The following is a 14,233-nucleotide window of genomic DNA, read 5'->3' on the forward strand; positions in this document are numbered from 1 at the left end:
CGAGTACGTGCATGAGTCTCACGCTCACGGTCGACGGCGACCGGTGGCGCTCCCACCTGCTCGCCACCGCCACGAAGTTCCCCGGCATCGTCCCGGTCGCCAAGGGCAACGGCTACGGCCTCACCCTGGGCCGGCTGGCACGCCGGGCGCAGTGGCTCGCCGAGCACGCTGACGAGACCGGAGCCCCCCTCGACCTGCTCGCCGTGGGCACGTACGACGAGATCCCCGACGCCGCGTCCCGCTACGACGGCGACCTGCTGGTGCTCACGCCGTGGCGGCCGTTCGGTGCGGCGCTCGACCTCGACCCGCGGGTCGCGAAGCGGGTCGTCCACACCGTCAGCCGCCCCGAGGACCTCACCGCCCTCCTCGCGCACGACCCGTCCGCGCAGTTCGTGCTCGAGCAGCTCACCTCGATGCTGCGCCACGGGATGACCCGCCGGGGGCTCGCCGCGGCGGCCGAGCAGCTCGGCCCCGGGCGCAGCGGGCTGCGCGGCGTCGCCCTGCACCTGCCGCTCAACACCACCTCCCACCTCGGCGAGGTCAACCGGCTGATCAACGACGTGGTGGCCTCGGGCCTGCCGACCCGCACGGTGTTCGTCTCCCACCTCACGCACGCCGAGATCACCACGCTCGCCGGCAGCTACCCCGACTTCACCGTCCGCCCGCGCATCGGCACCGACCTCTGGCTCGGCGACCGCGGCGCGCTGAAGGTGACCGCGACCGTGCTCGACGTGCACGAGGTCGACCGCGGCGACACCTTCGGCTACCGCGGCCGCAGCGCGCCCAAGCACGGCCACATCGTCGTGGTCAGCGGCGGCACCGCCCACGGCATCGGGCTCGAGGCGCCCACCGGCGACCAGTCGCTCAAGGCCCGGGCCGCGACCCTGGCGCGAGGGGGCCTGGACGCGGTCGGCTTCGTCCGCTCACCGTTCTCCATCGACGGCAAGCAGCGGCTCTTCGCCGAGCCGCCGCACATGCAGGCGTCGATGCTCTTCGTGCCCTCAGGCGCGCGCGTGCCCCGCGTCGGGGAGGACATCGAGGTCCGGGTCCGCTTCACCGCGACCGACTTCGACCGCGTCGTCGTCGCCTGACGCGTCGCGCAGCACCGCCACGGCTAGCCACAGCAGCCCGATCACCCGCAGCAGGATCGCCAGCCAGTAGGCCCGGTCGTCGTCGGTGACCGTCGGCAGCAGGGCCTCGCCGAGCCACCACCCGGTGATCGCCCAGCTCACCAGGTGGGTGCCCTGCCAGACGAGCAGGTCGCGCCAGCGCCGGACGGCGACGGCGGCCAGCGGGAGGGCCAGCAGGGCGAGCTCGGGCGGTGCGGTGGGCGAGACCAGCAGCGCCGCCACCATGACCAGCAGCCCGACCCGGGCGCAGGTGAACACGGTGGGCCGGCCGGCACGATGGACCAGCCAGGCGGCAGCCGCCGCGGCGAGCAGCAGGACCACCACGGACGCGGTCATCCGGAAGGTCCGGGAGCCGGGGGCGCCCACCTGCTGGAGGAAGAGCCACGTCGAGCCGACGTCGGGGTCCTGGACGTGCCCGCGGCCCGGCAGCGTCACCACGACGTACGCCGCTGCTGCCGCGACGAGCGCGTCGACCCGGTCCCGCAGCCGGCCACCGACGGCGACCACGCCGACGAACGCCACCGCGACCGGCAGCGCGAACGCGGCACCGACGCCGGCACCGACCCCCGCCAGCCAGGGGCGCCCGGTCGTCCAGGCCCAGAGCAGCACGGCGACCCCGACCGCGGCGACCAGCTCCCAGGAGAGCCAGTGCACCAGCAGCACCGGTGACAGCGCCCAGCCGGCCGCGGCCCAGGGACGGCGTACGTCGGTGCGCGCGAGCAGGGCGGTGGCGAGCAGGGCGAGCGCGGCCAGCAGCACCGCCAGCCCGGCCGTGGTCGACACCGTGCCCGATCCCGGGAAGACCCCGGCGAGCCGCTCGAGCCAGGTCGCGACGTGCGGCGGCGTGCTGGAGTCGGCGGGCTTGCCGGCCAGGCCGGTCCAGCACAGCTGGGCGTAGGGCTGGTGGTCCTTGCTCCAGCCCGACGGCACGCACGCGCCCTTGCTCAGCATCCCCGCGGCCAGCACCACCGTGGTCGCGCCGAGGAGGACGCGCGAGGCGCTCCACCAGCGGTGTCCGGCGGCGTGCTCGCCGACCGGGCCGCCGACGACCTCCGAGAGCGCGGCCGCGACCGGGTCGGTCCGGGTCGGTGCGGAGTCGTCCACCGGGCTGCTCAGGGTCGTGGGTCGAGGACGCGGTGGCGCGGCTCGAAGCGACCCGCGGGCGTGGTGGGGCTCTCCGTCGGGATCGTCGGGACCGGGGTCGTCGGCGTCTCCGTCGGCGCCGGGGTGGTCGGCGTCTCCGTGGGCGTCGGTGTCTCGGTCGGCGTCTCCGTCGGCGTCTCCGTGGGCGTCTCGGTCGGCGTCTCGGTGGGGATGCCGCCGGTGGCGGTCTTGGTGGGCTTGCTCGGCTTCGGCGGCGGGGGCGGCGGCGGGGTGTACTCGTGGCCGTCCTCGGGGGCGTCGCCGTCGACGTAGGCCGGCTCCGGGAACTCCTCGACCTCCATGCCCTCCATCACGCGCTGCATGATCGAGGTCCACGTCTTCGCCGGGTAGTTGCCGCCGAAGTAGCCCGAGCGGCCGTCCGAGCTGGTGGGGAGCCACATGTCGGCGCCGTCGGGGCGGAGCTCGTCGAGGGACTCGCGCCCGCGCCCGCGCACGAACATGACCGCCGTGGAGATCTGGGGAGTGGTGCCGACGAACCACGACGAGGAGACCCCGCCGTCGTCGTTGGTCGCGGTGCCGGTCTTGCCGGCGACCGGGCGCGCGAGGGCCAGTGCCTCGGTGCCCGAGCCCTGCTCGACCACCTGCTGGAGGGCGTACGTCACGTCTGCGGCGATGTCGCCGTCGACCGTCTTCTTGCTGCCCGGTCGGGCGTCGTAGATGGTCTCGCCCTCCTTGTTGACCACCTTCAGCACGACGTGGACGTCGTGGCGCGTGCCGCCGTTGGCGAGCGTGGCGTAGGCGTTGGCCATGTTGATCGGGCTGACCTGGGCGGTGCCGAGCGTGACGCCGACGTTCTCCTGCATGTCGCCCGACTTGCGCGGGATGCCCCACCGCTCACCGCCGCTGCCGGGGATGCCCATGTCCTCCGCCGCCTGGATGACCTTCTGCGGGCCGTCGTCCATGGAGTCGACCATGTCGACGAAGGCGGTGTTGATCGAGTTCTCGGTCGCGGTGATCATCGAGACCGCGGTCCCGTAGTCCTCGTCGCCCTGGTTCTCGAACTCGGTGCCGGCGATGTCGATCGGGCTGTTGCCCTCGAAGGTGTCGGTGAGGGAGAACCCGTCGCGGATCGCGGCGACGTCGGTCGCGGCCTTCATCGTCGAGCCCGCCATGCCGCCGGCCACCGCCCAGTTGATCTGGGACTGAAGGTAGTCCTGGCCGCCGTAGAAGCCGAGCAGCTCACCGGTGCGGGTGTCGACGGTCGCGGCGCCCACGTGCAGGTCCTTGTTGCCGGCCGGTCCGGGCATCCCGGCGTCGGGGCGCTGCTCGGTGACGGCCTCCTCGATGTCGGCCATCACCTGCGGGTCGAAGGTCGTGGTGATCCGCAGGCCGCCGCCGTCGATCTCCTCCTCCGACGCGATGCCCCTGGCCAGCAGCTCCTGCTTGACCAGGGCGAGCATGTGGCCCTTCTGGCCGCCGAACTGGCTCTGGGTGGCGATCTTCGGGAACTTCGGCAGCCGCTTGAGCGCGGTGTCGCGCTCGTCGGCGGTGATCGAGCCGAGCTCGGCCATGCTGTCCAGGACGTACTGGTAGCGGCCCTTGAGGTCGTCCTTGGCCTCCTTGCCGTTGGCCGGGTCGTACTTGGTGGGGTTGTTGAGCACGGTCGCCAGGACCGCCGACTCGCGGAGGTTGAGCTCGGAGGCCGGGTGGCCGAAGTAGGCCTTGGACGCGGCCTGGATGCCGTACGCGCCGCGACCGAAGTAGATGGTGTTGAGGTAGCCCTCGAGGACTTCCTTCTTGCTGAGCTGCTGCTGGATCTTGAGCGAGACGATCGCTTCCTTGATCTTGCGCTTGTAGCTCTGCTCGCTCGTCAGGTAGAGGATCTTGACGTACTGCTGGGTGATCGTCGAGGCACCCTGGCGGGCGTTGCCGCGCGCGTTGGAGAACAGCGCGCGCAGGATGCCCTTGGGGTCGATGCCCTTGTCGGTCCAGAAGGTCTGGTTCTCCGCTGCGACGACCGCGTCCTGCATGGTCTGCGGCATCTGGTCGAGCGGGATCGACTCGCGGTTCTGGTCCTCGTAGTAGGTGCCGAGCTGCTGCTCGCCGCCCTTGTAGTAGACGAAGGTCGTCTGGGCCTTGAAGGCCTGGTTCTCCTCGGGGATGTCGATGGCCTGGTAGAGCACCACCACGATCCCGGTCAGGACCAGCGTGCCGACGGCGGCGACGATGGCGAGGACCTTGGCGACCTGGGCCGCCCGCTGTCGCGGCGTACGTCGGGGCTTGGGTCGCCGGGTCTGGGCCTTGCCTGGCGACCTCCTCTTCGCAGTCACCGGGCAAGAGTACGGGGGACCCCGCGGCATCCCTGATTCGTCACGGGCGGATATATCGGTACGATAGGTCACATGGCACGTCGTGGTGACACCATCGAGCTGGCAGTCCTCGGGCTGCTGCACGAGGGACCCATGCACGGCTACGAGCTGCGCAAGCGGCTCAACCTGATGCTCGGGTGGGGGCGGGTGCTGTCCTACGGCTCCCTCTACCCGGCGCTGAAGAAGATGCTGCGCGCCAACCTCATCACCGAGGCCGCCGCGACCACGACGCCGGCCAACCGCCGCCCGCGCATCGTCTACGAGGTCACCCCGGCCGGCAACGAGCACTTCCAGCGCCTCATGTCGGAGGTCGGTCCCACGGCGTGGGAGGACGACAACTTCGACATCCGGTTCGCCTTCTTCTCCTCGACCGACATGGAGATCCGGCTCCGGGTCCTGGAGGGACGCCGCTCGCGGCTGCAGGAGCGGCTGGCCCGCGTGCAGGGCGAGCTCGAGCGCACCCAGGCCGAGGTCAACCGCTACGCCGCGGAGCTGCAGCGCCACGGCGTGGAGTCGGTGGAGCGCGAGGTCCGGTGGCTCTCCGACCTGATCCAGGCCGAGCGCGGCGGCGACGAGCCGCCCGCACCGCGCACGGCCGGCACCACCTGAACCTCTTCGAGTCAACAGCAACCAGATCAAGCCCCCAGAGATGAGAAGGAGAGCCCCATGGGTTCGGTACGAGTAGGGATCGTGGGAGTGGGCAACTGCGCCACCTCCCTGGTCCAGGGCGTTGAGTACTACAAGGACGCGGACCCGGCCGGGACCGTCCCGGGGCTCATGCACGTCGTCTTCGGTGACTACCACGTCAAGGACGTCGAGTTCGTCGTGGCGTTCGACGTCGACGACAAGAAGGTCGGCAAGGACCTCTCCGAGGCCATCAACGCCTCCCAGAACAACACCATCAAGATCGCCGACGTCCCCACCCTGGGCGTCGAGGTCCAGCGCGGCCCGACCCTCGACGGCCTCGGCAAGTACTACAAGGCCACCATCGAGGAGTCCGCGGCCGAGCCGGTCGACGTCGTCCAGGCGCTCAAGGACGCCGAGGTCGACGTCCTCGTGTCCTACCTCCCGGTGGGCTCGGAGGAGGCCGACAAGTTCTACGCCCAGTGCGCCATCGACGCGGGCGTCGGCTTCGTCAACGCACTGCCCGTCTTCATCGCCTCCGACCCCGAGTGGGCCAAGAAGTTCGAGGACGCCGGCGTCCCGATCGTCGGCGACGACATCAAGAGCCAGGTCGGCGCGACCATCACCCACCGCGTGATGGCCAAGCTGTTCGAGGACCGCGGCGTGGCGCTGGACCGCACCTACCAGCTCAACGTCGGCGGCAACATGGACTTCAAGAACATGCTCGAGCGCGAGCGCCTGGAGTCCAAGAAGGTCTCCAAGACCCAGGCCGTGACGTCCAACCTCAAGGGCGAGCTCGCCGACAAGGTCAGCGACCGCAACGTGCACATCGGCCCGTCCGACTACGTCGAGTGGCTCGACGACCGCAAGTGGGCCTACGTCCGCCTCGAGGGTCGCGCCTTCGGTGACGTCCCGCTGAACCTCGAGTACAAGCTCGAGGTCTGGGACTCCCCGAACTCCGCCGGCATCATCATCGACGCCGTCCGCGCCGCGAAGATCGCCAAGGACCGCGGCATCGGCGGCCCGATCATCCCGGCCTCGACCTACCTGATGAAGTCCCCGCCGGTGCAGATGCCCGACGACATCGGTCGCGCCGAGCTCGAGAAGTTCATCCGGGGCGAGTGACCCGCTCCCCCTGACGCAGCAACGCAACGCCGAACGGCCTCCGAGACCTCAGGGTCCCGGGGGCCGTTCGCCGTTCCCGCAGGCGTCCGGCAGGAGTAGAACTGCCCCATGGACATCGCAGTGCTCGGCACCGGAATGGTCGGCCAGGCCCTGGCCGGCGGACTCGCCCGCACGGGCCACACCGTCGTCGTCGGCACCCGCGACCCGGCCGCGACGCTGGCCCGCACCGAGCCCGACGGGATGGGCAACCCGCCCTTCGCGGCGTGGCACGCCGAGCACCCCGACGTCGCGCTGGCGACGTACGCCGATGCGGCGGCCGGCGCCGAGCTCGTGGTCCTCGCCGGCAACGGGTCGGCTGCCGTCGACATGCTCACCGCCGCGGGCGCGGAGCACCTGGCGGGGAAGGTCGTGCTCGACGTGACCAACCCGCTCGACTTCTCGGCCGGCTTCCCGCCGACCCTGTTCGTCAAGGACACCGACTCGCTGGGCGAGCAGGTGCAGCGCGCCTTCCCCGACGCCCGGGTGGTGAAGTCGCTGAACACCATGACCGCGCCGCTGATGGTCGACCCCGGTCGGCTCGGCGAGGCGACGACCGTCTTCGTGTCGGGGGACGACGCCGACGCGAAGGCGACGGTGATCGCGGTCCTCACCGGCCTGGGTCACCAGGACGTGGTCGACCTCGGCGGCATCGAGACGGCGCGCGGGGTGGAGATGTACCTGCCGCTGTGGCTGCGCGCGATGGGCGCCCTCGGCACCGGGATGTTCAACATCAGGGTCGTGCGTTGACGCCGTGCAGGTCCTTCGCCGTCGGGCTGGTCTCGACGGTCGCCGGGTCGGGGTAGGTGCCGAGCAGCCGGTCGCTGGTGCCGGACGTGGTCACCGAGAACCAGTAGTGCTCGTTCTTGTAGTGGTGCAGGCGGTGGTTGCGCCAGATCGCCTTGTAGAGCCGGGTCCGGGGCTTGTAGTCGGAGTGGATGACGTAGTGCGTCCACTCGTAGACGAACAGCACCGTGGCGAGCGTGACCACGAACGACAGCCGGGGGGCCAGGTCCGCACCGACGAGGGCGCCGACGCCGAGCGGGAGCGCGATGCCGGGCAGCGCGATCACCCAGACGAGCGCGCGCCAGGGGATGAAGACGAGGGGTACGTCGCGCGGGTCGGCGTGGTGCCGGCGGTGGTCGCGGGCCAGCCGGGTGTCGACCTCGACCCCGACGATCCGGCGCGGTCGCCAGTGCAGGATGAACACGTGGATAAGCCACTCCACGACCGGGAAGAGCGCGAGGAACACCGCGGGGGCGAGCAGGTCGGTCCACGACCACTGCCCGATCGCGACGCGCGCCACCACGGCGGCCAGGAGGTAGGCGCCGATCATCCACGGCGACGGGTAGCGCCAAAACCCGCGCCCGGTCGCCGCGAGGGTGACCTTCGGCTTGCGGGAGAGCTCGCGCTCCGCGCCCGCCAGTCGCTGCCGGGCCAGCGCCTCGACGGCCTCGTCGGTCTTCTCGCTCATCGGTCCTCCAGGGACCGCATCCGGTCGATGGCCTCGACCAGGCTCGTGGTGGCGGCGCCGAGCAGGTCGGCCGCGCAGGCCCTGGCCTCCGCGCCGTCGCCTGCGCCGACCGCCCGGGTGAGCGCGGCGTAGGCGTCGACCCGGTCGACCTCGGCCGCCATCAGCGGGGCCAGCGCCTCGACGAGGGGGAGGTAGGCGGCGCGCATGCTGTTGAACATCAGCCGGAAGGTGATCGAGTCGGCCGCCTCGACGAGGTGCTCCCAGAAGCCGAGCGCCACGTGCTGGCGGCCCACGGGATCGGCGTCGCTGCGCAGTGCCTCCACCGCGTCGGTGAGGGCGCCGACCACGGCGGGGCCGCCGCGCTCGGCGGCCAGCTCAGCGATCTTGGGACCGACGTGCGCGCGGGCCTCGAGGATGCTGCGGGCGACCGCGAGGTCGAGCCCGCCCCGGGCGAGCAGCAGCCGCGGCAGCAGGTCGAGCCCGCCGAGGCGGCGGAAGTCGCGGACCGTGGTCGCATCCCCCTGTCGTACGTCGACGTAGCCGGCGTGGGCCAGCCGCTGCATCGCCTCGCGGACCGCCGGCCGGGAGACCCCGAGCACCTCGGCCAGCCGGCGCTCGCTGGGCAGCGCCTCCCCGGGCGTGAGGTCGCCGTCGAGGAGCTCCCCGAGCAGCTGGTCGTAGACCTCGTCGGGGACGGAGCGGCGGGCGACGGGAGACAGCGGCATGTCGTCGACCGTACGACGCGCCGGTCAGGTGGTCAAGTGGTCAGACCACCCGAGACAGAGCGGTGGTCCACCTACATTCCGCAGCCGTCGAATGTCGGTGGACCACCGGCGGTCAGCGTGTCGTGGCGCGGCGCGCCCACGGGCGGTGGTGGACCTACGTTTCCTCGGCCGGAAATGTAGGTGGACCACCGCTCCCCGGACGTCAGGCCTGACGCCCGGCCCACCACTCCCGCAGGGCGGCCTCGGCGGCCTCGGGCGACTTCGGGCCCTCGTCCATCCGCAGCTCGAGGAGCCACCGGTAGGCCTCGCCGACCTCGCGGCCGGGACCGATGCCGAGGATCCCCATGATCTGGTTGCCGTCGAGGTCGGGCCGGATCGCGGCGAGCTCCTCCTCCTCGGACAGCCGGGCGATGCGCTCCTCGAGCGAGTCGTACGTCCGGCGCAGGCGGTCGGCCTTGCGCTGGTTGCGGGTCGTGCAGTCGGCGCGGGTGAGGATGTGCAGCCGCTCGACCTGGTCGCCGGCGTCGCGGACGTAGCGGCGTACGGCACTGTCGGTCCACTCGCCGGAGCCGTAGCCGTGGAAGCGCAGGTGCAGCTCGACCAGCTTGGCGACCGCGTCGATGTCGTGGTTGGAGAACCTCAGCGCCTGCATCCGCTTGCGCGTCAGCTTGGCGCCCACCACGTCGTGGTGGTGGAAGGTGACCGTGCCCCCGGCCTCGAAGCGCCGCGTCTTCGGCTTGCCGACGTCGTGCATCAGCGCCGCGAAGCGCGAGACGAAGTCGGGACCGCCGCCGAGCCGGTGCTCGAGGTCGATCGACTGCTCGAGCACGGTCAGCGTGTGCTCGTAGACGTCCTTGTGCCGGTGGTGCTCGTCGCGCTCGAGCGCCAGCGCCGGCAGCTCCGGCAGGACGTACGCCGCCAGCCCGGTGTCGACGAGGAGGGTGAGCCCGAGGCGGGGGTGCGGCGCGCAGACCAGCTTCACCAGCTCGTCGCGCACCCGCTCCGCGGAGATGATCTCGATCCGCCCGGCCATCGCGGTCATCGCCTCGACCACGTCGGGGGCGACCGAGAAGCCGAGCTGGGCGGCGAAGCGCGCGGCCCGCATCATCCGGAGCGGGTCGTCGGAGAAGGAGTCCTCGGGCGCGCCGGGCGTGCGCAGCACCCGCTCGGCCAGGTCGACGATGCCGCCGAAGGGATCCACGAAGTCGCGGCTCGGCACCCGGACGGCCATCGAGTTCACCGAGAAGTCGCGACGGCCCAGGTCGCCCGCGAGGGTGTCGCCGAAGTCGACGTCCGGCTTGCGCGAGGAGGGGTCGTAGGACTCGGAGCGGTAGGTGGTGATCTCGACCTGCCACGGGCCCTTGCGGCAGCCGATGGTGCCGAAGTCGCGGCCCATGTCCCAGATCGCGTCGGCCCACCCGGACAGCAGCTTCTCGGTCGTCTCGGGGCGCGCGGACGTGGTGAAGTCGAGGTCGTTCTGGAGGCGGCCGATCATCGCGTCGCGGACCGGGCCGCCGACCAGGGCCAGCTCCTCGCCCGCGTCCGCGAAGCGGGCGCCGAGCTCGTCGATGACCGAGCCGATGCGGTCCAGCTCCGCGCCGACGCGGCGCTGGATCTCGACGATGGTGAGCGGGGGCATGGCGGCGTCGGACACGACAGCCCAGTCTACGTGCCGGCGTACGACCCTCGACCAACTAGCATCGGTGCGTGCCCCGCCCGTCGTTCCGTGCTGCCCTGGCGGGGCTCGTGACCCTCGGTGTGGCAGGCGGATGGGCCCTCACCCCCGCTGCGGCCGCACCCGCGGAGGACGCAGATCCCCTCGTGGTGCACATCGACTCGATCAGCCCGGTGCTGCCCACCAGCGGCGACGTGGAGATCACCGGCACGGTCACCAACGTCGGCGACGAGACGTTCACCCGGATCAACCTGCACGCCTTCTCCTCCCAGTCCCCGATCGCCGACTCGGCCAACCTCGCGGCGTCCGCGCTGATCGGGCCGGACACCTACATCGGCGAGCAGCGGGTGGTGGAGCCCGGCTCGTTCGACACCGTCGACGAGCTCGCGCCGGGTGAGTCGGAGTCGTTCACCGACTCCGTGCCCGTGGAGCTGCTCGGGATCCCCGACGAGGCGGGTGTGTACTGGATCGGCATCCACGCCCTCGGCGACACCCCGACCGTGCCCCGCGACGGGGTGGCCGACGGCCGGGCCCGCACCTTCATCCCGGCCGAGCCCGCGAGCGACGACGTCCAGGAGACCTCGGTCATCCTGCCGATCCGCGGGCGTGTCTGGTACGCCGCGGACGGCTCGCTCGGTGCCCCCGAGCGGTGGGCGCGCCGGCTCGCCGAGGGCGGCAGCCTCGACGCCGTGCTCGACATGGCCGACTCGGCCGGCACCACGCCGTACACCTGGCTGGTCGACCCTGCCGTCCTGCACGCGCTCATGCGGCTCCAGAGCGGCAACCCGCCCCGGACCATCGCCCCCGACACCAGCGTCCCCGGCCAGGAGCCCTCCCCGACCAAGAGCCCCACGGACGGGGCGGAGACGTCGCCGACGGAGTCGCTCACGCCGAGCCAGCCCGCGGAGTCCGAGTCGCCCAACGCCGCCGACGACGAGCTGGTCGCGGCCGCCGAGGCCTGGCTCAACCGGTTCAGGGCGCTCGCGGGCAGCCGGCCCGTGCTGACCCTCCCCTACGGCGACCTCGACGTGTCGGCGGCGGCGCGCAACGCCCCCGAGCGCTACGACCAGGCGGTGGCGCGGGGCGAGCAGGTGATGGCGGCCCTCGCGCTCTCCTCGGAGAAGACCGTCTCCCCGGTCGACGGGCACCTCAGCCCCGAGGCCCTGGCGCTGGTCCCGACCGACACGGTCGTGCTGCTCGCGGACACCGCGTTCGCCCCGGTCCCGCCGACCAGCCCGAGCTCCGTCGTCCGGCTGCTCGGCCACGAGGTGGTGGTCACCAGCAGCGGCGCCGAAGCAGGCGGTCCCGCCCCGACCGCGGCCAACGACCCGCTGGCACTGCGCCAGCGCCTGCTCAGCGAGGCGGCCCTGCGGCTGGAGAACGGCGACACCGCGCCGCTGGTCGTCACGCTGCCGACGGTCTGGCGCGGCGAGGACGCCGACCAGTTCTTCGCCGAGCTCGACCAGCCCTGGCTCGACGTCGTCCCGTTCGGGGACGTCGCCGCCCGCAGCGCCACCGACATCCCCGACACGAGCCTGGCCTACACCGAGACCGACATCGAGGACGAGCTCTCTCCGGCCAGCTTCACCGCGGCCACCCGCGCGAGCGACGCCGCCTCGACCATGGAGGAGGTGCTCACCCTCGAGACCACCATCGAGGACCAGGTCCGCGACGAGGTGATGGTGACCCTCTCCGCCCAGCACCGCGAGCGCCCCCGGCTGGCGATCGCCGCTGCCGGACGGGTCGAGGACGCCCTGCGCGACCAGCTCGCCCGGATCAGGATCGAGGCCCCCACGGCGGTCACGCTCTCCAGCGACAACGGCCCGCTCGGGGCGACCCTCGTCAACGGACTGGACCAGCCGGTCACGGTCCAGGTGGTCGCCACCACCGACGGCCAGCTGACCCTCACCGGCGACGGCGTCCGCGAGCTGGCGCCCCAGGCGCGCAGCGTCATCCGCTTCGAGGCCAGCACCCAGCAGGCGGGCATCCACCCGGTGCGCCTCGCGGTGACCACGGTGGACGGTGTGCCGCTGGGCTCGGTCGACGAGCTGCCGATCCGGGCCGCGCGAGTCAGCGCCCTCATCTGGATCGTGATGGCGGCCGGTGCGCTCGTGCTCTTCGGGATGATCGGCTACCGGCTCCCGCGCCAGATCCGGGCGCGGCGCGCCGAGCAGGCCGCAGCCGAGCGGGCCGAGGTCGAGCACGCCGAGGACCAGCGCCCGCAGCCCGAGCACCCCCAGCCCGTCGATCCCCCGGCCCACCACGGCCTCGAGCCCGGACGCCCGTGAGCGCGACCGAGCAGCGGATCCTGGCCTCGTCGGCGGTGATGGCGGCCGGCACGCTCTTCTCCCGCGCCTCGGGCTTCATCCGCAGCGCCCTGCTCGTCGCCGCGCTCGGCGCCGCGCTGCGGGCCGACCTGTTCACCATCGCGAACACGCTGCCCAACATGGTCTACATCCTGCTGGCCGGCGGCATCTTCAACGCGGTCCTGGTCCCGCAGCTCGTGCGCCGGATCAAGGCCGACCCCGACGGCGGCGACGCCTACGCGAGCCGCGTGATCACCCTCTCCGCGCTCTTCCTCGGCGGGGTCACCGTGCTGCTCGTGGTGCTCGCCCCCGTCCTGCTCCGGGTCTACCTCAACGACCGCTTCCTCGAGCCGGAGCTCGCCGCGCACCTCGAGTCGATCATCGACCTGACCCGGTGGTGCCTGCCCCAGGTCTTCTTCTACGGCATGTACGTCCTGGTCGGCCAGGTGCTCAACGCCCGCGGGCGGTTCGGCCCGATGATGTGGGCGCCGATCGCCAACAACATCCTCGCGGTCGCCATGCTGGTCACCTACCTCGTCCTCTGGGGATCCACCGGCGACGGGCCGGCCCGGCTGGAGCCGCTGTCGACCCCCCAGGAGACGCTCCTCGGCCTCGGCTCGACGCTCGGCATCGTCGCGCAGTTCGCGGTCCTGGTGCCCTACCTCCGGGCGTCCGGCTTCACCTACCGCCCCCGCTTCGACTTCCGCGACCCCGAGCTGCGGCACACGCTGTCGCTGGGCGTGTGGACCGTGCTCTTCGTGGTGGCCACCCAGACGGCGTACCTCGTCGTGGTCTACCTGGCCTCCGGCGGCACGGCGAGGAGCGGTGACGGCACCGGCTACACCGTCTACTCCAGCAGCCTGCTCATCATGATGGTGCCGCACTCGATCGTGACGGTCTCGCTCGCGACCGCGATCCTCCCCCGCCTCTCGTCGTACGCCCACGAGGGCCGGCTCGCCGAGCTCGGCAGCACGGTCGGGTCGACGCTGCGCACCTCGCTGGCGCTGGTGCTGCCGTTCGCCGTGCTGCTGCCGATCGTCGCCGGGGACGTGGCCGGCTTCGCCTTCGGGTGGGGCGGCGAGGACACAGCCGCGAGCTTCGCGCCCACGTTGGCCCTCTTCGGTCCGGCGCTCGCCTTCTTCACCGTCCACTACTTCATGCTCCGCGGCTTCTACGCGATGGAGATGACGCGACTGGTCTTCTTCATCCAGGTCGCGGTGTCGCTCACCAACATCGTGGTGGCCACGGCCCTGGTGCCGCAGCGCCCGGCGTCGGAGACGGCGCCCATGCTCGTGGTTGCGTACCTGTCGTCGTACGCCGTCGGGGCCGTGGTGAGCTTCGTGCTCCTGCGGCGCACGGTCGGCGGGCTCCAGACTCCCCAGCTGGTGAGGTTCCTGGTGCGGATGGCCCTCGTGCTCGCCGTGGCAGGGGCCGCCGCCTGGCTCGTCGAGTGGTCGCTGTCCGGGCTCGGCGAGCGACCCGGACCGCTGGTCGCGCTCGCACGGGGCGGTCTGAGCAGCCTCGCCGGCGCAGCGGTCCTCCTCCTCGGCGCCCGCGTGCTCCGGGTCACCGAGGTCACCTCCCTGGTCGACACCGTCGCGGCGCGTCTGCGTCGCGGCTGAAACTCCCTACGATGACCGCAGACGCACGGACACAGCCAGGACA

The 14,233-nt window shown here is 72.1% G+C and carries 11 protein-coding genes; 6 read left to right on the forward strand and 5 right to left on the reverse strand.

Annotated features, from left to right (window positions below; all coding sequences use genetic code 11):
- The first annotated feature begins 11 nt into the window (after positions 1-11).
- Positions 12-1,091: an alanine racemase gene (locus ACE3QY_RS00490; protein ID WP_374454051.1), complete on the forward strand. Its 1,080-nt coding sequence runs from the start codon at positions 12-14 to the stop codon at positions 1,089-1,091.
- Here the strand turns inward: ACE3QY_RS00490 and ACE3QY_RS00495 are convergent.
- Together ACE3QY_RS00495 and ACE3QY_RS00500 are read right to left on the reverse strand one after the other, a co-directional pair.
- Entirely contained in the window at positions 1,002-2,234 is a 1,233-nt protein-coding gene (locus ACE3QY_RS00495) for a hypothetical protein (protein WP_374454052.1), read from the reverse strand. The genes ACE3QY_RS00490 and ACE3QY_RS00495 overlap by 90 nt on opposite strands.
- An 8-nt stretch (positions 2,235-2,242) precedes the next feature.
- Entirely contained in the window at positions 2,243-4,564 is a 2,322-nt protein-coding gene (locus ACE3QY_RS00500) for a transglycosylase domain-containing protein (RefSeq protein WP_374454053.1), read from the reverse strand.
- A gap of 72 nt (positions 4,565-4,636) precedes the next feature.
- Between ACE3QY_RS00500 and ACE3QY_RS00505 the strand changes: the two genes are divergently transcribed.
- From ACE3QY_RS00505 to ACE3QY_RS00515, 3 genes are all read left to right on the forward strand, one after another.
- The gene (locus ACE3QY_RS00505; protein WP_374454054.1) at positions 4,637-5,212 is read left to right on the forward strand and encodes a PadR family transcriptional regulator; all 576 of its coding nucleotides are present in this window, start codon (positions 4,637-4,639) and stop codon (positions 5,210-5,212) included.
- A gap of 57 nt (positions 5,213-5,269) precedes the next feature.
- The gene (locus ACE3QY_RS00510) at positions 5,270-6,352 is read left to right on the forward strand and encodes an inositol-3-phosphate synthase (RefSeq protein WP_374454055.1); all 1,083 of its coding nucleotides are present in this window, start codon (positions 5,270-5,272) and stop codon (positions 6,350-6,352) included.
- 108 nt (positions 6,353-6,460) lie between these two features.
- A complete protein-coding gene (locus ACE3QY_RS00515) occupies positions 6,461-7,138 on the forward strand; it encodes an NADPH-dependent F420 reductase (RefSeq protein WP_374454056.1) in 678 nt (225 codons plus the stop codon).
- Here the strand turns inward: ACE3QY_RS00515 and ACE3QY_RS00520 are convergent.
- The 3 genes from ACE3QY_RS00520 to ACE3QY_RS00530 all read right to left on the reverse strand — a co-directional run bounded on the left by ACE3QY_RS00520 (position 7,122) and on the right by ACE3QY_RS00530 (position 10,226).
- On the reverse strand, positions 7,122-7,862 hold the full coding sequence (locus tag ACE3QY_RS00520) for a sterol desaturase family protein (protein ID WP_374454057.1): 741 nt from the start codon (positions 7,860-7,862) through the stop codon (positions 7,122-7,124). The genes ACE3QY_RS00515 and ACE3QY_RS00520 overlap by 17 nt on opposite strands.
- On the reverse strand, positions 7,859-8,587 hold the full coding sequence (locus ACE3QY_RS00525) for a FadR/GntR family transcriptional regulator (RefSeq protein ID WP_374454058.1): 729 nt from the start codon (positions 8,585-8,587) through the stop codon (positions 7,859-7,861). The genes ACE3QY_RS00520 and ACE3QY_RS00525 overlap by 4 nt, the downstream gene beginning before the upstream one ends.
- A 202-nt stretch (positions 8,588-8,789) precedes the next feature.
- Positions 8,790-10,226 (reverse strand): CCA tRNA nucleotidyltransferase, encoded by a 1,437-nt coding sequence (locus tag ACE3QY_RS00530; RefSeq protein ID WP_374454900.1) that lies wholly within the window; start codon positions 10,224-10,226, stop codon positions 8,790-8,792.
- 68 nt (positions 10,227-10,294) lie between these two features.
- Here ACE3QY_RS00530 and ACE3QY_RS00535 point away from each other — a divergent pair, with 68 nt between their 5' ends.
- Both ACE3QY_RS00535 and murJ read left to right on the forward strand, forming a co-directional pair.
- A complete protein-coding gene (locus ACE3QY_RS00535) occupies positions 10,295-12,550 on the forward strand; it encodes a DUF6049 family protein (RefSeq protein ID WP_374454059.1) in 2,256 nt (751 codons plus the stop codon).
- A complete protein-coding gene (murJ, locus tag ACE3QY_RS00540; RefSeq protein ID WP_374454060.1) occupies positions 12,547-14,190 on the forward strand; it encodes a murein biosynthesis integral membrane protein MurJ in 1,644 nt (547 codons plus the stop codon). Before ACE3QY_RS00535 ends, murJ begins: the two co-directional genes overlap by 4 nt.
- Positions 14,191-14,233 lie beyond the last annotated feature (43 nt).

Origin of the sequence: Nocardioides sp., assembly GCF_041913365.1 — a bacterium.
GTDB lineage: Bacteria > Actinomycetota > Actinomycetes > Propionibacteriales > Nocardioidaceae > Nocardioides.

Coding starts and splice junctions, on each gene's coding strand:
- ACE3QY_RS00490 (WP_374454051.1), top strand. CDS start 12: ATGAGTCTCACGCTCACGGTCGACGGCGACCGGTGGCGCTCCCACCTG.
- ACE3QY_RS00505 (WP_374454054.1), top strand. CDS start 4,637: ATGGCACGTCGTGGTGACACCATCGAGCTGGCAGTCCTCGGGCTGCTG.
- ACE3QY_RS00510 (WP_374454055.1), top strand. CDS start 5,270: ATGGGTTCGGTACGAGTAGGGATCGTGGGAGTGGGCAACTGCGCCACC.
- ACE3QY_RS00515 (WP_374454056.1), top strand. CDS start 6,461: ATGGACATCGCAGTGCTCGGCACCGGAATGGTCGGCCAGGCCCTGGCC.
- ACE3QY_RS00520 (WP_374454057.1), bottom strand. CDS start 7,862: ATGAGCGAGAAGACCGACGAGGCCGTCGAGGCGCTGGCCCGGCAGCGA.
- ACE3QY_RS00525 (WP_374454058.1), bottom strand. CDS start 8,587: ATGCCGCTGTCTCCCGTCGCCCGCCGCTCCGTCCCCGACGAGGTCTAC.
- ACE3QY_RS00530 (WP_374454900.1), bottom strand. CDS start 10,226: ATGCCCCCGCTCACCATCGTCGAGATCCAGCGCCGCGTCGGCGCGGAG.